The 16,038-nt window shown below is 62.1% G+C and carries 21 protein-coding genes; 20 read left to right on the top strand and 1 reads right to left on the bottom strand.

The features are described 5' to 3' along the window. The first annotated feature begins 4 nt into the window (after nt 1-4). The 17 genes from NNJEOMEG_RS11445 (at nt 5) to NNJEOMEG_RS11365 (ending at nt 10,387) form a co-directional block, all read left to right on the top strand. Complete coding sequence (locus NNJEOMEG_RS11445) at nt 5-187, top strand: hypothetical protein (protein ID WP_173084534.1); 183 nt, start codon at nt 5-7, stop codon at nt 185-187. Continuing rightward, nucleotides 174-383, top strand: a complete 210-nt coding sequence (locus NNJEOMEG_RS11440; RefSeq protein WP_173084532.1) for a hypothetical protein — start codon at nt 174-176, stop codon at nt 381-383. The genes NNJEOMEG_RS11445 and NNJEOMEG_RS11440 overlap by 14 nt, the downstream gene beginning before the upstream one ends. Then, nucleotides 380-556, top strand: a complete 177-nt coding sequence (locus tag NNJEOMEG_RS11435) for a hypothetical protein (protein WP_173084530.1) — start codon at nt 380-382, stop codon at nt 554-556. The genes NNJEOMEG_RS11440 and NNJEOMEG_RS11435 overlap by 4 nt, the downstream gene beginning before the upstream one ends. Beyond that, on the top strand, nt 553-975 hold the full coding sequence (locus tag NNJEOMEG_RS11430; protein WP_173084528.1) for a gp16 family protein: 423 nt from the start codon (nt 553-555) through the stop codon (nt 973-975). The genes NNJEOMEG_RS11435 and NNJEOMEG_RS11430 overlap by 4 nt, the downstream gene beginning before the upstream one ends. 2 nt (nt 976-977) lie before the next feature. Continuing rightward, complete coding sequence (locus NNJEOMEG_RS11425) at nt 978-1,394, top strand: Mor transcription activator family protein (RefSeq protein ID WP_173084526.1); 417 nt, start codon at nt 978-980, stop codon at nt 1,392-1,394. 154 nt (nt 1,395-1,548) lie between these two features. Further along, complete coding sequence (locus tag NNJEOMEG_RS11420; RefSeq protein ID WP_173084524.1) at nt 1,549-1,989, top strand: hypothetical protein; 441 nt, start codon at nt 1,549-1,551, stop codon at nt 1,987-1,989. Next, on the top strand, nt 1,982-2,380 hold the full coding sequence (locus NNJEOMEG_RS11415; protein WP_173084522.1) for a hypothetical protein: 399 nt from the start codon (nt 1,982-1,984) through the stop codon (nt 2,378-2,380). The genes NNJEOMEG_RS11420 and NNJEOMEG_RS11415 overlap by 8 nt, the downstream gene beginning before the upstream one ends. A 193-nt stretch (nt 2,381-2,573) precedes the next feature. Further along, on the top strand, nt 2,574-3,017 hold the full coding sequence (locus NNJEOMEG_RS11410) for a putative holin (RefSeq protein ID WP_235956936.1): 444 nt from the start codon (nt 2,574-2,576) through the stop codon (nt 3,015-3,017). A gap of 71 nt (nt 3,018-3,088) precedes the next feature. Beyond that, entirely contained in the window at nt 3,089-3,718 is a 630-nt protein-coding gene (locus NNJEOMEG_RS11405) for a transglycosylase SLT domain-containing protein (RefSeq protein ID WP_173084810.1), read from the top strand. Then, the gene (locus NNJEOMEG_RS11400; RefSeq protein WP_173084520.1) at nt 3,715-4,287 is read left to right on the top strand and encodes a hypothetical protein; all 573 of its coding nucleotides are present in this window, start codon (nt 3,715-3,717) and stop codon (nt 4,285-4,287) included. The genes NNJEOMEG_RS11405 and NNJEOMEG_RS11400 overlap by 4 nt, the downstream gene beginning before the upstream one ends. Further along, nucleotides 4,288-4,563, top strand: coding sequence for a hypothetical protein (locus NNJEOMEG_RS11395; protein ID WP_173084518.1), 276 nt, complete (start codon nt 4,288-4,290; stop codon nt 4,561-4,563). It begins immediately after the preceding gene. After that, nucleotides 4,560-4,769 carry a hypothetical protein gene (locus tag NNJEOMEG_RS11390; protein WP_173084451.1) on the top strand — a complete coding sequence of 70 codons (210 nt, stop codon included), beginning with the start codon at nt 4,560-4,562 and terminating at the stop codon, nt 4,767-4,769. Before NNJEOMEG_RS11395 ends, NNJEOMEG_RS11390 begins: the two co-directional genes overlap by 4 nt. Before the next feature lie 3 nt (nt 4,770-4,772). Next, nucleotides 4,773-5,273, top strand: a complete 501-nt coding sequence (locus NNJEOMEG_RS11385) for a DUF1804 family protein (protein WP_173084516.1) — start codon at nt 4,773-4,775, stop codon at nt 5,271-5,273. A gap of 3 nt (nt 5,274-5,276) precedes the next feature. Continuing rightward, the gene (terL, locus tag NNJEOMEG_RS11380; protein WP_173084514.1) at nt 5,277-6,911 is read left to right on the top strand and encodes a phage terminase large subunit; all 1,635 of its coding nucleotides are present in this window, start codon (nt 5,277-5,279) and stop codon (nt 6,909-6,911) included. Next, nucleotides 6,892-8,520 (top strand): DUF935 domain-containing protein, encoded by a 1,629-nt coding sequence (locus NNJEOMEG_RS11375; RefSeq protein WP_173084512.1) that lies wholly within the window; start codon nt 6,892-6,894, stop codon nt 8,518-8,520. The genes terL and NNJEOMEG_RS11375 overlap by 20 nt, the downstream gene beginning before the upstream one ends. Then, the gene (locus NNJEOMEG_RS11370) at nt 8,520-9,776 is read left to right on the top strand and encodes a phage head morphogenesis protein (RefSeq protein WP_173084509.1); all 1,257 of its coding nucleotides are present in this window, start codon (nt 8,520-8,522) and stop codon (nt 9,774-9,776) included. Before NNJEOMEG_RS11375 ends, NNJEOMEG_RS11370 begins: the two co-directional genes overlap by 1 nt. 131 nt (nt 9,777-9,907) lie before the next feature. Next, nucleotides 9,908-10,387 carry a phage virion morphogenesis protein gene (locus tag NNJEOMEG_RS11365; RefSeq protein ID WP_173084507.1) on the top strand — a complete coding sequence of 160 codons (480 nt, stop codon included), beginning with the start codon at nt 9,908-9,910 and terminating at the stop codon, nt 10,385-10,387. A gap of 82 nt (nt 10,388-10,469) precedes the next feature. Here the strand turns inward: NNJEOMEG_RS11365 and NNJEOMEG_RS11360 are convergent, their stop codons facing one another. Then, nucleotides 10,470-13,607 (bottom strand): SIR2 family protein, encoded by a 3,138-nt coding sequence (locus NNJEOMEG_RS11360; protein ID WP_173084505.1) that lies wholly within the window; start codon nt 13,605-13,607, stop codon nt 10,470-10,472. Here NNJEOMEG_RS11360 and NNJEOMEG_RS11355 point away from each other — a divergent pair. From NNJEOMEG_RS11355 to NNJEOMEG_RS11345, 3 genes are read left to right on the top strand one after another with little or no spacing between them, the layout of a single operon-like run. After that, nucleotides 13,578-14,741: a phage protease gene (locus tag NNJEOMEG_RS11355; protein WP_173084504.1), complete on the top strand. Its 1,164-nt coding sequence runs from the start codon at nt 13,578-13,580 to the stop codon at nt 14,739-14,741. The two genes, NNJEOMEG_RS11360 and NNJEOMEG_RS11355, sit on opposite strands and share 30 nt — an antisense overlap. Further along, entirely contained in the window at nt 14,742-15,647 is a 906-nt protein-coding gene (locus tag NNJEOMEG_RS11350; RefSeq protein WP_173084502.1) for a Mu-like prophage major head subunit gpT family protein, read from the top strand. Nucleotides 15,648-15,657: 10 nt separating this feature from the next. Then, complete coding sequence (locus NNJEOMEG_RS11345) at nt 15,658-16,035, top strand: HI1506-related protein (protein ID WP_173084500.1); 378 nt, start codon at nt 15,658-15,660, stop codon at nt 16,033-16,035. Nucleotides 16,036-16,038 lie beyond the last annotated feature (3 nt).

Below are 16,038 nucleotides of genomic sequence, written 5' to 3'. Positions count from 1 at the left end.
CGCCGTGATCGCCCTTGCCTACACCGAGCGCGTGATCGTGCCGGACGCTTTCCCCTGTCTCGCCTGCCGGGTGCACGGCCCCTACTGCGCCGACCACTGCGCCCGGCTGGACGCCTGGGAGGCCCGGCACGAGACGAAGACGGCCCAGGGGCCGGAGCATGGAGAGCCGGAGCATGGCCGGAGGTAGGTTCAAGCCCGGCCGCGCCCACGGCGGCGCGCGGGCCGTGGTGGACACCCACCGCCGCGACCGCGCCGTCTGCCTCCTCCTGCCGGACCCGGAGCGCCCGGGCGGCCCGGCTCGCGTGGAGGAGCTGATTTGCGCGGCCCTCAACGCCGAACACGAGCGCATCCAGGCCGCCCACGCCGCGAGGTCCGGCGCGTGAGCATGCCCTACCGCACCGTGGCCAGCCCCGAAGAGGCCTACGTGCAGGTGATGCTGGAGTATTTGAAACCGGCCATCGACCGGCTGTTTCTGGAGTGGACCGAGCCCGGTGCGCGCAAGCGCTTCGCGGCGGATTTGAGGACCCTGGCAGACGACATCGAGGAGTTGCCATGAGGAAACACGAGACACGCGGGAGCCTGCTGGCCAAGGTGCACATCGCCAAGAAGGACTTGGCCCTGGACGAAGACACCTACCGGGCCGTGCTGAAGCGGGTGACGGGCCACGAAAGCGCCCGGGACTGCTCCCTGCCGGAGCTGGTGCGCGTGGTGGCCGAGTTCCGCCGCAAGGGCTGGAACCCCACCCAGACAGCAGGCCCGACCCAGGGCAAAGCCAAGCCCGCCAAGGGCAAGGCGGCGCTCATGGGCAAGATCACCGCCCTGCTCACCGAAGCGGGCCGCAAAGAGGAGTACGCCGAGGGCATCGCCCGGCGCATGTACAAGCGCGACAAGCTGGACTTCTGCGCGCCCAAGGAGTTGCAGGGCATCATCACGGCACTGAGCAAGGACGCGAAAAGGCACGGAAGGAGGCCGTAGGCATGCCCCCCCCCACCCGCTCCACCTTCGCCACGGACGTGATCCCCCTGCTGGGGGCTGCCGTCGCGGACGTGCTGGTGCGCCGCCTGGGCGGGACCACGTTCCCGGTCCCCAAGCGGGAGAGCGCCCAGGGCGAGCTGCGCTATCGCCAGTTGGTGGAGGTGGTGGGCACGGAGGCGGCGGACCTCCTGGTCTACCACTACGGCGGCAACGACCTGTACATCCCCCGTGGCGCGCGGCGCATCCAGGCGGCCCGCGACGCGGCCATCAACGAGGAGGCCACCCGGGCCATCCGGGCAGGACGGTCAACCACAGGGGTTGTCAACGAGCTAGCAAGGAAGTATAAGCTCACCGACAGGCGGGTCTGGGATATTCTTAAAACCGTAACGCAGCCTGCAGCGCAATGCCGATTACTTTGAGGAAATATTTCTAGATGATGAATTAATGTGTTTTGAGGCTGTGTCTTTGCGCTGGTGCCTGCAGAGTATTTTGGTTCATGGCCATTTCTGTCTGGAGAATTTAATGGGTGATCCATGCGTCAAGTGGCTATTGTTTCAAGGCCTGGTCCCACTCATGGGCGCAGGATTTCTTTACACTTGTTGGGGAGTTTTTCGATATGCCGCCAGCGACAATAAAGCATCATTCAATCACAAATGGATTGTGGCCCTAGATCCACTCGGCTGGCTTTATGGTGCTATGATCATTGCTGCACAGTTGGCACTGGCGAGTTTTCCAGCTCAAGATGATTATTTTTTCCCGGCATTGTGCATACTCGCAGGGGTTGCTTGTCTCTTGTTGCTATTGGCCGCGATGACATATAAGGGGACAAATACAGCTTATAATCCGCCCGCGTCTCTTCATGTTTTTGCCGTGACCCTCGTCATTGTAATACTTTATGCAGGATACAATGTTAAGTTGAAAGAAGTGGATATACACAAACAAGCGTCCAGTGAAAAGCAAGGTGCGCCTGAAACAGTATCAACAGCAGCAGCAACACGAGGCGCAAATGAGTAGAAAGAACAGCCGCAAAAAAAGTATGCCGTCTTGTGTTGATCAATATAAAAATGAATTGATGAGGGAAATAAGCGTTTTGACCAATAAACATCCGGAGCTTTCTGAGCCGGATAATATCAAGAATATTCTTGGCATGATAACAGACCAGGTAGGTATCCATAGTAAACAGGCAAACAACAACCGCCTGATTGCCAAACTGACTAGCACAGTTGCCACAAGTTTAAGTGGGGCTGTAGCGGTTGGCTTACTTGCGTATATAGTGCTACCTAATCTTCCCGGGATGACAATGCTTGGTTCACTAGCTGGCTTGCTATGTAGTAAATTTGCTGCCACAAAAATTGATGAGATAGCAGACAACATTCATTCAAAAAGGCATCCAACCAGCCGATAACAACGGCCGGGAACAACTATACCAAGGTCCTGCCGGATTTACCGTAGGTAACTGATGGGCAGGTCTTCTCCGAAGGGTACCTTGTAAGCATCCACTGAACCCCTTCACCTATCACCGCCCCCCGGAGCCGCCTATTCAGGCGGCGACGGGGGGCGGCCCTTTTCCGCCCCAAACCCACCAATTTGGAGGCGGCATGTTCGATCCCATCACCTTCCTGCTGGTCCTGATCGTCGCGGCCATCCTGGCCATGCTCGTCTGGCGCTACCGGAGCGCCATCAACACCTGGGGCGACCGCTACAGCGCCAGCCCCTTCCGCATGCTGCTCTGCGGCGTGGCTGCCGTCGTCTGCCTGGGCGTGGTGGCCGTCGTCTCGCCGGTGCAGCTGCCCGTGGCGCTCTACAAGCTGGCCCTGGTGCTCCTGGCGGGCTACCTCGGCTACTGGCTCGACGTGTGGCTCTTCCCCTACGCGCGGCCGGACGGCTACCTGCTGCGCAACTGGCAGCTGGAGCAGGGCTTCAAGCCCCTGAAGCCGGACCACGCCGTCGCGCCGGGCTACGAGCAGGTCTTCGCCGCCGCCCTGGTCCGCCGGGCGCTCATCGTCGGCTTCTGCATGCTGGCCGTGGGGCTGGGGCTCTAGCCGTGCGCGCCTGGCTGCGAACCGTGGGGGGCAACCTCCAGCGGGCAGGGGACATCTTCTGGCAGTCCTTCATGGCCGGGGCGGGATTCATCCTGGGCGTCCTGGTGATGCTCTGGTTCCTGGCCTCCTTCGCCCGCGCCGAAACCATCCCCGCCCAGGCCGTGCGCTACCGGGCGGACCTCACCCGGTGCGCCCGCGTGCATTGGGGCCTGGAGGCTCCGGTGGCCACCATGGCCGCCCAGGTGCACCAGGAGAGCCGCTGGCGGGCGGACGCCGTCTCGCCCGTGGGCGCGGCCGGGCTCACGCAGTTCATGCCTGCCACAGCCCGGTGGATGGGCAACGTGGACCCGGAGCTGGCGCAGGCCCAGCCCTTCAACCCCGGCTGGGCGCTCCGGGCGCTGGCCGCCTACGACCGCTGGCTCTGGGATCGGGTGGAGGCCCGCGCGCCCTGCGAGCGCATGGCCATGACCCTCTCCGCCTACAACGGCGGCCTGGGCTGGATTGCCCGGGACAAGGCCGTGGCCCGGGCGAACGGCGCGGACCCGTTAGCCTGGTTCGAGTCCCTGGAGCGGTTTAACGCCGGGCGCTCGCCCGCCGCCTTCAAGGAGAACCGGGGCTATCCCCGCCGCATCCTGCTCACCCTGGAGCCTCTCTACGAGCGGGCCGGGTGGGGGCGCGGCGTCTGCGGGGGCGCGTCATGACCGCCCTCATCGCCAATCCCCTCATGGCCCTGCTCCTGGTGCTGACCGTGTTCGGCGGCGGGTATTGGGCCGGGTATTCCCGGGCCGACGCCGAGCGCCTGGCCGAGGTGGCCGCGCTCAAGGCCGAATACGCCTCCGCCTACGCCGAAGCCGAGAAAAAGGCCCGCGAGCGTCTGGAGGAGGAGACCGGCCGGGCCAACGCCCTGGCCGTGCGGCTCCAGGAGGAGAAGGGACGGATCGTCGTCCAGACCAAAGTCATCACCCGGAGGATCAAGGATGCCGCGCGCTCTGCTCCTGGCTGCCTGTTTGGCCCTGATTTCGTGCGCCTGTACAACGAAGCCCTCGGTTACGGCGGCGGTGCTCTGCCCGAAGGCCCCGCTTCCGCCGGAGCTGGCCACGATCCCGGAGCCGCCCCCGCCCCTGGCCCCGGGGTACTTCCGGGAAGAGCCGTGACGCCGCCTGTATCTCCCGAGGACCTCCTGGCCCACGCCCGCGACTACGGGGCCTGGTCCCGGTCCGTACAGGCGCAGGCCCGGGCGCTCTCCGCGTTCGCGGCGGGGGGCCGGTAGATGGACACCGCCGCCCTGGCGGCCCTGATCCTCTCCGCCGTGCTGTCCCTGGCCGGGACTCTCGGGGCCTTCATCCTCAAGCACCAGGTGGACACCGTGCGCGCGCTCCAGGACCGTTGCGCCGCGCTGGAAAAGGCACAGGCCGAACAGGCCCAGAAGGCGGCGGACACCTTCCTGCGCCGCGAGGACTGCCATCGGCAGACCGACGCCGTGCTCGACCGCCTGAAAAGCATCGAAGACAAGCTCGACCGGCTGGTCGAACGGGGGAAGCCGTGAAGGACGTACACAAACCGGACACGCCGGAAATGCAGGCGCTCGCGCGCATTGAAGACAAGCTGGACACCCTGGACGTGCGCCTGGACGGCATGGAGCGCCGGGCCATGACGGCCGGGGCCGTGGCCGGTGGCATCTCCGGCGGGCTGGTGGGGGGCGTTGTCACCACGGCGGTGCTCTACATCAAGGCCAAGTTCTTGGGGTGGTAACCCGTGGCCCACGCCCGCGAGAAGCGCGAGGCGGTGCGCGCCGCCTTCATTCACGAGCGTCTGCCCCTGGAGATCGCCGCCTTGAAGGCCAGTGTGCCGCTCTCCACGGCCGCGCGCTGGAAGCGCCGCTGCAAGGAGCTGGGCGACGATTGGGACAAGCTCCGCGCCGCCTGCCTGCTGGCCGGTGACGGCGTGGAGAGCGTGGCCCGCCAGATGCTGGCGGACTACGTGGTCGCGCACAAGGCCATCATGGACGCCATCAGCACCGACCAGACCATCGAAGCCAAGGACAAGGTGTCCATGCTTGCCAGCCTGGCGGACAGCTTCAACAAGACCGTGGCGGCCAGCAAGCGCGTGCTGCCGGAGACGAGCGAGCTGGCCACGGCCCTGGCGGTGCTCAACAAACTCTCGGACTTCATCCGCGCCCGCTTCCCCCAGCACGGCCCGGCCTTCGTGGAAGTGCTGGAGCCCTTCGGCGCGGAGATCGCGCGGGCGTATGGGTAAGCCATGAAGCTCAAGCGCAAGGACTTCCTCCTTGAGCTGGCGCGCCTCTCCGAGGGGCTGCGCCGGACCATCGAAGCAGAGTGCGAGGGCTTCTCGCCCGATCCGGCCGCCTCCGCCGCCAGGCGGGAGCGCGCCTGGCGCGACTTCGCCTTCTTCCGGCGCACCTACTTCCCGCACTACGTCCGGCACGGCGACTCCGTGCTGCACACCTGGCTGGACGAAACCCTTCCGGCCCTGGTGGACCACCCGGACGGCCAGCGCCTGGCCGTGGCCGCCCCGCGCGGCGAGGCCAAGTCCACGGTGGTGAGCCTCATCTTCGTGCTCTGGTGCGTCGTCACCGGGCGTAAGCGATTCATCCCGCTCATCGCCGACGCCTTCGAGCAGGCCGCCGCCACGCTCCTGGAGCCCCTCAAGGCCGAGCTGGAGGCCAACCCCCGCCTCGCCATGGACTTCCCCGAGGCCTGCGGCCAGGGGCGGCTCTGGAACGCTGGCGTGGCCATCACGGCGGGCGAGGTGAAGCTCCAGGCGTTCGGCTCCGGCAAGCGCATGCGCGGCCTGCGCCACGGCCCGCACCGGCCCGACCTGGTCATCTGCGATGACCTGGAGAACGACGAGAACGTGCGCAGCCCTGACCAGCGCGACAAGCTGGAAAGCTGGCTGGCCCGCACGGTGCTCAACCTCTCGGGCGCGGACGACGCCATGGACGTGATCCTTGTCGGCACGGTGCTGCACTACGATTCCGTGCTCTCTCGCCTGCTGGGCAACAAGCTTTGGCGCTCGCGCAAGTTTAGGGCCGTCATCGAATGGCCCCACCGCCTGGACCTGTGGGACAAGTGGGAGGAGATCCTCCTCCAGGATGGCGAGGACGCCGCCCGCGCCTTCCACCTGGAGCGCGCCAGCGCCATGGAGGAAGGGGCCGTGGTCTCCTGGCCGTCCGCCCGGCCGCTCTACAAACTCATGCTCAAGCGCGCCCGCGACGGCCATGCGGCTTTCGACTCCGAGCAGCAAAACGACCCCGTGGCCGGGGAAGGCGCGCCCTTCGCGGGCTGCATCACCTTTTGGGTGGAGCGCGCCAACGACTGGCAGTTCTTCGGCGCGGTGGACCCCTCCCTGGGCAAGTCCGGCCAGGGCCGTGACCCCTCAGCCATCCTCGTGGGCGGCTATTCCCGGGAGCGCGCCGTGCTGGACGTGGTGGTGGCGGACATCCGCAAGCGCCTGCCGGACCGCATCATTGAGGACGTGATTTCCTGGCACGCGCAGTTCCGCTGCCTGCTCTGGGCCGTGGAGTCCGTCCAGTTCCAGGAGTTCCTGCGCACGGAGCTGATCGCGCGCGCCGCCGCCCGGGGCCTGCCCATCCCGGCCCGGGCCGTGACGCCCCACGCGGACAAGACCCTGCGCATCGAAGCCATGCAGCCCTATTTCGCGCAGGGGCGCATCCGCCTGCACCCCACCCAGCGCACGCTGATCGAGCAACTACGGCACTTCCCCAAAGCGGACCACGACGATGGCCCCGACGCCCTGGAAATGCTCTGGCAAGTCGCCGTGGGCGGCTTCACCACCATGGCTTTCACCCCCGTGCCCAAGAGCGGCGGGCGCGGGCTGATCCGGAGGATTTGGGATGCTCTCGACGATGATTGACCGCCTCGCGGCCGGGTTCCGCGCCCTGAAGGGCCAGAAGGAGATGCAGACGCGCACGGTCTCCCCCAACGCCTCCGTGGTGGGGCTGGCCAGCCAGTACCTGGCCAGCCTCACCGGCGGCGTCACACCCCGCCGCCTGGAGACCATCCTGCGCGCGGCCGACCACGGGGACATCGTGGGCCAGCACGAGCTGTTCGCCACCATCGAACAGCGCGACGAGCACATCCACGCGGAGCTGTCCAAGCGCCGCCGGGCGCTGCTCTCCGTGCCCTGGAGCATCCGGCCCGGCCGCGCGAACGACAAGCGCGCGGAGGAGGTGGCCGCCAGCGTGCGCGAGCAGCTGGAGGCCCTCCCGGATTTCGAGGACGCCATCCTGGACCTGGCCGACGCCATCGGCCACGGCTTCGCCTGCCTGGAGATCGAATGGGGCCAGGACGGCGCAACGCGCCTGCCCGTGGGCCTGCATTTCCGGCCGCAGAATATGTTCCAGCTGGCCCCGGACTTCCAGACCCTGCGCCTGCGCGACATGACGCCCGATGGGCAGGAGCTGTGGCCCGCCGGGTGGATCGTGCACCGCCACGCCTCCATGTCCGGCTGGTCGCCGCGCCAGGGGCTCTTCCGGGTGCTCGTGTGGACGTGGCTCCTCAAGCAGTACGCCCGGGGCGACTTCGCGGAGTTCCTGGAAATCCACGGCCTGCCGCTCAGGCTGGGCAAGTATCCCGCCACCGCCAGCGCCGACGAGAAGAAGGCCCTGCTCACCGCCCTCCAGGCCATCGGCCACGACGCGGCCGGGGCCATCCCGGACGGCATGCTCATCGAATTCCACGACGCGGCACGCGGCAGTGAGAAGCCGTTCGAGGCCATGCACAACATCTGCGAGAAGGGGCAGAGCAAGGCCATCCTGGGCAGCACCCTGACCACGGACACCCAGGGCGTGGGCAGCCAGGCCCTGGGCGAAATCCACAACGAGGTGCGCCTGGACATCCTGCGGAGCGACGCCCGGCAGATCGCGAGCACGCTCACGCGCCAGCTCTGCGCGCCCCTGGCCTGGCTGAACGCGGGCGTCACGGACGGGGCGCTCATGCCGGTGTTCGAGTTCGACACCAACCGCCCCGAGGACCTGGAGAAGCTGGCCAAGGCCCTGCCGATGCTCTCCGACGTGATGGACATCCCGGCCGCCTGGGCGCACCGGCGCGCGGGCATCCCCATGCCCGAGGACGGCGAGCCGGTGCTGAAGCGCAAGGGCCAGGCCACGGCCGCACCCGGGGAGCCCGCCGCGCCGCCGCAGCCCAGGAAGGCGGAGGCCACGGCCGCGCTTTCCGCTGAAGAGGGCGAGGCGGACGTGGACGCCGGGCTCTTCCCGGATCAGGACGCCGTGGACGCGGCCACCATCCCGGACGCCGTGCTCACGGCCCTGGCCCGGGACCTCCTGGCCCCGATCCTGGAGGAGGCCCAAGCCGGGACGGCCCCGGAGGCCCTGCTGGGCAAGCTGGCGGAGCTGTACCCCAAGATGGACACGAGCGGCCTGGAAGAACTGTGCGCGCGGGTGCTGTTCGTGGGGGAGCTGTGGGGGCGCTTGAGCGCGCAGGCTGAAACCGGCGACGCCTGATGCCCCAGCCCGTCAACCTCTCCTTCGCCATGGGCCTGCCCCCCAAGGACGCCGTGGCCTACTTCGAGTCCAAGGGCCACCGCATCACCTGGGACTGGAAGGAGATGGACCAGGCCGCCCACGCCCAGGGCTTCACCGTGGCCAAGGCGGCCCAGCTCGCCGTGCTCCAGGACATCCGGGAGGCCGCGCGGGCCGCCCTCAATGAGGGCAAGACGGAGGCGTGGTTCCTCAAGCACCTGGAGCCCAAGCTCTGCGAAAAGGGCTGGTGGGGCAAGCAGCCCATGGTGGACCCGCGCACCGGCGAGGAGCGCCGCGTGCAGCTGGGCAGCCCGGCGCGCCTGCGCCTGATCTACCGCCAGAACATGCAGACCGCCTTCATGGCCGGGCGCTACAAGCAGATGCTCGAAAACGCCGACGCCCGGCCCTGGTGGCAGTACGTGGCCATCCTGGACGGCAAGACCCGCCCGGCCCACAAGATTCTGAACGGCCGCACCTTCCGCTACGACGATCCGTTCTGGTCCAGCCACTACCCCCCCAACGGCTTCAACTGCCGGTGCAGGGTCCGGGCGCTCTCGGATTCGCGCATGGAGGCGGAGAAGGTCACGCCCGAATCCGGCGTGGGCAACATGGTCACGGAAGAGGTGGCCACGGTGGACCGGGCCACGGGTCAGGAGGCGCGCCGCAAGGTCACGGGCTACAAGATCCCGGAGACGGGCTACACCATCTTCACGGACGTGGGCTTTTCGGCCAACCCGGGCGCGAACTGGCTGGGCCAGCAGCTGGAGGACGTGGTGCGCCGCATCGAGGCCGCGCCACCGGAGATCGCGCGCCAGATCGTGCGGGACATGGGAGAGCGGGTGCTCCCCGACTGGCTGGAACGGCCGGTGGCCTTCTTCCCCCTGGTGGTGGTTCCCGAGGCGGACGCGGCGCTCATCGGGGCCAAGTGCCAGGTGGGGCGGCTCTCCCAGGCCACGGCCGGGAAGCAGACCAGGAACCACCCGGAGCTTGGCCCGGCGGACTACCGGGCCGCCCAGGACGCGGTTGACCAGGGGGAGAAGCTCAAGGACGGGGCGCGCAGCCTGCTCTACGTGCTGGACGAACCGGGCGGGGTTGTCGTGGTGGTGAAGGCCACGGTGGAGGGGGACGAGATGTACGTGCAGAGCCTGCGGCGTCTGAGCCGTGACGAGGCGGAACGTGACCGGGTGGTGCGTCGGGTGAAACGCAAAAGCGCCCGCCCCCAAGGGGACGAGCGCTGATTGCCTGGCGGATGGCGAGGCCCCTCACCCGCTTGCGCGGAAACCTCGCATGGCGCTCCGGGCTTCCGCCCGTGCTACGGCCGAGAGAATGTTACCGTGTCACATCCACCAGGGACAGTTAGGAAATAGCCATGATCGAAATCTTTGTAAACACCTCCCCCGTGGACGCCCTGCTCATGCGCATCGTCGCCCTGGGCGCGAACATGACGCCCGTCACCCGGCCCCTGGCGGGCGTGCTGGCGGACATCCCGGAGCGGGCCTTCGCGGGCCAGCGCGACCCGGTGACGGGAGCGCCCTGGGCACCGCTCAAGCCGGTGACGGTGAACCGCCGGGGCAGCTCCACGCCGATCCTCCAAGTGAGCGGCATCCTGGCGGGCAGCATCCAGGCCGAACACGGTCCGGACTTCGCCCGCGTGACCACGAACGTGCCCTATGCCCCCACGCATCAGTTCGGGGCCAAGAAGGGCCAGTTCGGAAGGACCAGACGCGGGGGGCCGATTCCATGGGGCGACATCCCGGCCAGACGGTTCTTCGGCGTCGGGCCGGAGGACGAGGCCGAAATCGCACAGACGACCTCCAGCGCCCTCCAGCGGTTCCTTGGCGGGCGCTGATGTGCCGACAGCCCCTGCGATGGATTCTAACGGGGCGCTAACGCAATAAACGCATCATAATGTCCACACAATAGACGGATTGTCAGTCGCCATCCTGAAAATAGACATCAAGCAAGCGCCTGTAAAAAAACTTAAATCGTGCAGGCATCATGCGCATCAAATCATTCTTGACCAGTGTAATAACATTCGAGTTCTTTAGATATTTCCCAAGGACTGATTCAGGAATATACCTTAACCATTCTATTTTAAATTTAGCATAATTAAAGCCCGCTGGATTAATCACAAATCCTGAGAAATCAGTTCGTGTTGAAATTTTGTCGACAATCGAGTCCGGCAGAACAATAAGCTTCGCAACATGAAGAGCAGAGGCGTTTGATATAATTTCGCTATAGTCTGCATCGTATTGATCGATCTTGTTAATATTTTTAGTCAAATATTCCACAACACGCTTTGAAATATCTTCAGAGCAGGCCACGGAGGAGCGTAATGCTTCTAACAAAATATCAATACGTATCGATTCATAAACGCCATCATACTTGTCGATTGCAATATTGCTAATGACACTCTCAATATGAGAGCGCTCAGAAATTGGCAGAACCGCGCACATGTCGATGCAAATATATTGGAACAAACGGTATCCATGTATATCATCTGAGGAAATCAATGCGTCAACACGACACAAGAATGAGTCAATTGTAATGGCACTTTTTTCGTAAATCTTTCCATATTCTGCTGAGATATAAAATATATTTCTTAGTAGTCTAGAAAATTCATCAAACAAAACGTCAAAGTGCCCAGCAATACACATGTTGAGCAACAGTTGCACAAAATGTTCAAAGTCAAAACCAGATAGTATACTTGGACTATTTTTGTTTAGACTTGCAAGTATAATGCTCGCGTATTCATAATTACGCTTGGCAGTGACTATATACTGAAGATATATATTTAAAGCATTTTGAACTAAAACATGATCAGCGTTGGATCGTGCCAAGAGTAGCATCAGAATGTGTGTGGTGTTCGGCTGATTGAAAAATGAAAACTTGTGCTTGCTAGAATTTTCAATTGCTAAAATCATATTGTCACAGGCGTCTTTCGAGAGCACAATTCTATCCATGCTGTTGTTCGAAAACATAGCAGAAACATCGTCAAATGTCATGCAGTTAGCAGCTATGAATATGCAAAAATAATCAATTTCAGACGCCTTAAAGTGATCATCAGGACTGATAAATGGATTCTTCTCGGCTGGAGTTATGCTGTGACTAGCAAATATTGTTCTTACATAATCAACAAGAACGCCTCGATATTGAGTATATGCGTCCATCATAATAAAGTTTGTGACTACAAATAAATAAAAAGTTGTGGCATTGGTGTGCTGCTCTGCGAGTGCAGAATTGAAGGACGCCCCCCCAGACTCGATCATACTCTTTTGGTTCAACACAGCCTCATACTTAGAATTAGAACGGACCAAGTATTCATTCACATAATCGAAGTCGAAAACTTTCTTTAAAGCCATCCCGACATGACGTTGAGAAGGGGCCAGCCTCGACAAGATTCCATCAAGATCAATTTTGTCTGCATAGCTCCATATCTCTGGAAAGTCTGACTTAGGGTGATTGACCTTTATGTAGAATGACAGCAGTTTAATGTTGAACTCAGCAATTGCCATTAATATGTAGTCCTTCGCCTTGTGTGACTCTGCGGAAACCCTTTTCAACTCTGCATAGGATTCAATATAATTCCCAAGTTTGTAGTGGCAATAAGCAGCAGACAAGACATGAGCAGTTCTATCTTCAATAGGCATTCCTGACAAGAGCTTATTGAGCAACAGTTCTAACTTTTCATTGTCAAAGGTAATAATGCTATCAAACATTTCACTTGGAAAACCCAACGAATCATCCTTCAAGTTATTGAAGCGAAATTTATGGCTACCATCACTTAGGCAAAGCGTGTTAATGCCTGCCTTTTTCAGTGTCTTTAGTATTGTTGTCAATTTGACGCGATTTTCTTTAAATACATTTCTCCACCGTTTACCATCATCGAACAATTCAACGTAAAACTTATAATATTCATTGTTGTTTAGAATGGTCAGGTCGCCATGTGCCCTGTAATTATGCACAGCCTTACCACCTATCGCTTCAACTATCATGGACGGGAGCAGTGCATTAAGTTTTGCATAGGGTTCGAGAGCATTGTACAGTTTAGCAACATGGTCTGAGAAAGATACAGCTGGCTTGTTTAGTATATATTGCAATACTGCATAAAGTCTCTTTCCGCTGTCCGCGCCGATCTGTTTATACTCTTCTTCCAGTGCAATTCTTGACAAAAACAGACAATAATCCTGGTCCATTTTTTCAAGGTCTTTAATGTACAGCGTCTTTATGCCTCTTGACTTATAGTAGTCAAATAACAGCTTGCTGTATGTGCGCGATGTATCTATGAGATATGCCTCGTTCATGTGCAGGCCTAATTCATTCTTAACCCACTGGTATAATATTTTAAAATTTGGGTCATCCGTTGAAAACCCTACGAATATTGTTGTATAACTTGACAGCAATGTTTTTACCGTGTTCTCAATCAAACGAAAGTTTGATGAATAAGAAAGATAGTCATCCTCTTTGAGCACAGTATTGCATGTGTCAATGTCTCCATGCATCTTAATTATCATTCTGTTGCTGTCGCCATAGGCAATGTCTTTGTTTTCCTTCACTAGGTGATACTTTGTGTCGCTTTCGTCCACACTAGATTCAATCAGACTGTCGAAGTTGGTTGTAATTATGTGCCAAGGATTTAACTTGACAATAACATTATGTATTGGGTTCGGCTTAAGCCTGCAATCAACTGATTGCCTTAATAGGTCAAAGTATTCTTTGCTGCCTCGTTCGTTGTAGTAATATTGTGGAATTTTAATATAGTCATCGCTCGATAGATTATTAGAATCGACATCGAGTTCGTTGGCGAATTTTTGGACCAACTCAGACCAACTTGGCATTCCAGAATTTAAAGAGACTCCTGAACCAACAAAAACAATGGCCTTTCCAGAACCTAGTGAGTTACGGATTTTTTCTATGCTTGTAAGTATGAATTTCTTCATGATAGCATCTCCATTTAATAACACGAAAGCTTCACGTCCAATAACGAACTGAACCCCTTCACCTATCGCACATAGTCCGCCGCCGCTAAAGCGGCGGACATGCGCACCGCGAAACACTCCCCCACGCACGCTACGGCCGCCCTGGCCGTGCAGCTCACCCCCGACTCCTCGGACCTGCCCGAAGGCTGCAACGTCCAGCTCTTCCCGGACGGCGAGTTCTCCGCCCGAGATGGCCGCCCTGGCGTCATGGAGGGCAGCGAGGCCGAAACCTGGCGCATGGACGCGGACATCGCGGCCGCGCTCATCGCCCAGGTGGAGGCGCGCGAGACGCCGCTCTTCATCGACTACGAGCACCACACCCTCACCGCCAAGGACGGCGGCCACAAGGCCGTGGCCGCCGGGTGGATCGAATCCCTGGTCTACGTCCCTGCCAAAGGGCTCTTCGCCAAAGTAGCATGGACTAACGCGGCACGCCAGCACATCCAGGCGGACGAATACCGCTTCCTCTCCCCCCTCTTCACTTTCGACCTCAAGACCGGAGCCGTCCGCACCCTCATCAACGCCGCGCTCACCAACAACCCGGCCCTGGACGGCATGGCCGCCGTGGCCGCCGCGATGCAAACCCATAAGGAGGATGACCTGATGAACTTACAGGCGGGCCAGACGGCCCTCAGCGAGGACCTGGCGGAGCGCCTCCGCTGGATGCTCAACCTGCCGGTCACGGCCACGGCGGCGGAGATCATCGCCGAGCTGGACAAAGTGAAGGCGCAGCTGGGCGGCGAGGCCGCCGCGTCCGTGAACCTGGTGGCCGTGCTCCAGGCCAAGGACGCGCAGATCGCGGCCCTGACCGCCCAGGCGGGCCAGCCCGACCCGGCCAAGTTCGCCCCGGTGGAGGGCCTCACGGCCCTGACTGAGGAAAACGCCGCCCTCAAGGCCCGCGTGGCCGAGCTGGAACAGGCCAACGGCACGGCCGCACTCTCCGGCCAGATCGACGCCGCCCTCAAGGACGGCCGCGTGAACGTGGGCCTGGAGGGCTGGCTGCGCCACCTGGCCAAGACGAGCCCCGAGCAGGCCAAGGCCTACCTTGACAAGGCCGCGCCCATCGCCGCGCTTTCCGGCATGCAGACCCAGGCTCAGGGGGGCGCTCCCGCCCCGGGCGCGCCGGGCTCCGGCACGGCCGCCCTCACGGCGGAGGAGAAGGAAGCCGCCAAGCTCCTTGGCATGTCCGAGGAAGACTACGCCAAAGGCAAGGAGACCAAGTAGATGGCACTCATCACCCCGGCGATCATCACCGCTCTGTTTACGGGCTTCAAGGCCGAATTCCAGCGCGTATTCGGCGAAACGCCCGCGCATTGGGACAAAGTGGCCACCCTCATGCCGTCCACGTCCAGGGCCAACACCTACGGCTGGCTGGGCCAGTTCCCGCAGCTGGTGGAGTGGGTGGGCGAGCGCGTGCTCAAGGACATGGCGGCCCACGGCTATGCCATCACCAACAAGCTCTTCGAGTCCACGGTGGGCGTGAAGCGCACGGACATCGAAGACGACGAGGTGGGCGTCTACAAGCCCCTCTTCGGCGAGATGGGCCGGGCCGCCAAGAGTTTCCCGGACGAGCTGGTCTACGCCCTGCTGAAGCTGGGGCTCTCCACGGCCTGCTACGACGGGCAGAACTTCTTCGACACCGACCACCCGGTCTACCCCAAGGTGGACGGCACCGGCGTGGCCGCCACCGTCTCCAACTACGACGCGGGCACGGACCCGGCCTGGTTTCTCCTGGACACCTCCCGCGTGCTCAAGCCCGTGCTGTTCCAGGAGCGCACCAAGCCCGAGCTGTCCGCCATGACCGACGGCAAGGACGAAGCCGTGTTCATGACCGACACCTACCGCTTCGGCATCCGCTACCGCTGCAACGCGGGCTTCGGCTTCTGGCAGACCGGCTTCTGCTCCAAGAAAGCCCTGACCGATGCCAACTTCGACGCGGCCTATGACGCCATGTGCGCCTTCAAGGCCGACGGCGGCCGCCCCCTGGGCATCAAGCCCACCCTGCTGGTGGTGCCCACCAACCTGCGCACGGCCGCCGCCGAAGTGGTGCAGGTAGCGCGCCGGTCCGACGGCTCCGACAACCCCAACGCCGGGCTGGTGGACGTGCTGGTCACGCCCTGGCTGAACTAGGAGGGCCACCGTGGACAGAATCGACACCGTGGTCATCACCCGGAGCCTGCGCGGCGGGCACTTCCGGGCGGGCGTCCCTCACGGGGCGGAGGAGAAGCCCTGGCCTTCGGGCACGTTCAGCGCGGAGCAGCTGAAGCAGCTGCGCGCCGATCCGGACCTTGCCGTGCGGGTGCTGGAGGCCTCCGCGCCCAGGGAGACCGGCGTGCAGCCCTCGGCGTCCTGGACGCCCGAGGTGGGGACGCCCGAGGACGGCGCTCCCTCCGGCTCCCAGGCCGCCACCGTTCCTGGAGAGCCCGAAAGCCCCGGGAACGCCCCCGCGCCCGTGGAAGAGACTCCCGAGCCCGTGGACGCTCCTGAACCCGCCAAGAACAACAAAAAGAAGGACTAACGT

Source organism: Fundidesulfovibrio magnetotacticus (genome assembly GCF_013019105.1).
GTDB classification, from domain to species: Bacteria; Desulfobacterota; Desulfovibrionia; order Desulfovibrionales; family Desulfovibrionaceae; genus Fundidesulfovibrio; species Fundidesulfovibrio magnetotacticus.
Note: the sequence above shows the minus strand (reverse complement) of the source record. Positions and strands in the feature narration are given on the sequence as shown.

Bases quoted from the DNA above. Each gene is read 5' to 3' on its own strand.
- NNJEOMEG_RS11440 (WP_173084532.1), top strand. From the start codon at position 174: ATGGCCGGAGGTAGGTTCAAGCCCGGCCGCGCCCACGGCGGCGCGCGG.
- NNJEOMEG_RS11430 (WP_173084528.1), top strand. From the start codon at position 553: ATGAGGAAACACGAGACACGCGGGAGCCTGCTGGCCAAGGTGCACATC.
- NNJEOMEG_RS11425 (WP_173084526.1), top strand. From the start codon at position 978: ATGCCCCCCCCCACCCGCTCCACCTTCGCCACGGACGTGATCCCCCTG.
- NNJEOMEG_RS11420 (WP_173084524.1), top strand. From the start codon at position 1,549: ATGGGCGCAGGATTTCTTTACACTTGTTGGGGAGTTTTTCGATATGCC.
- NNJEOMEG_RS11415 (WP_173084522.1), top strand. From the start codon at position 1,982: ATGAGTAGAAAGAACAGCCGCAAAAAAAGTATGCCGTCTTGTGTTGAT.
- NNJEOMEG_RS11410 (WP_235956936.1), top strand. From the start codon at position 2,574: ATGTTCGATCCCATCACCTTCCTGCTGGTCCTGATCGTCGCGGCCATC.
- NNJEOMEG_RS11405 (WP_173084810.1), top strand. From the start codon at position 3,089: ATGGCCGGGGCGGGATTCATCCTGGGCGTCCTGGTGATGCTCTGGTTC.
- NNJEOMEG_RS11400 (WP_173084520.1), top strand. From the start codon at position 3,715: ATGACCGCCCTCATCGCCAATCCCCTCATGGCCCTGCTCCTGGTGCTG.
- NNJEOMEG_RS11395 (WP_173084518.1), top strand. From the start codon at position 4,288: ATGGACACCGCCGCCCTGGCGGCCCTGATCCTCTCCGCCGTGCTGTCC.
- terL (WP_173084514.1), top strand. From the start codon at position 5,277: ATGAAGCTCAAGCGCAAGGACTTCCTCCTTGAGCTGGCGCGCCTCTCC.
- NNJEOMEG_RS11375 (WP_173084512.1), top strand. From the start codon at position 6,892: ATGCTCTCGACGATGATTGACCGCCTCGCGGCCGGGTTCCGCGCCCTG.
- NNJEOMEG_RS11370 (WP_173084509.1), top strand. From the start codon at position 8,520: ATGCCCCAGCCCGTCAACCTCTCCTTCGCCATGGGCCTGCCCCCCAAG.
- NNJEOMEG_RS11365 (WP_173084507.1), top strand. From the start codon at position 9,908: ATGATCGAAATCTTTGTAAACACCTCCCCCGTGGACGCCCTGCTCATG.
- NNJEOMEG_RS11355 (WP_173084504.1), top strand. From the start codon at position 13,578: ATGCGCACCGCGAAACACTCCCCCACGCACGCTACGGCCGCCCTGGCC.
- NNJEOMEG_RS11350 (WP_173084502.1), top strand. From the start codon at position 14,742: ATGGCACTCATCACCCCGGCGATCATCACCGCTCTGTTTACGGGCTTC.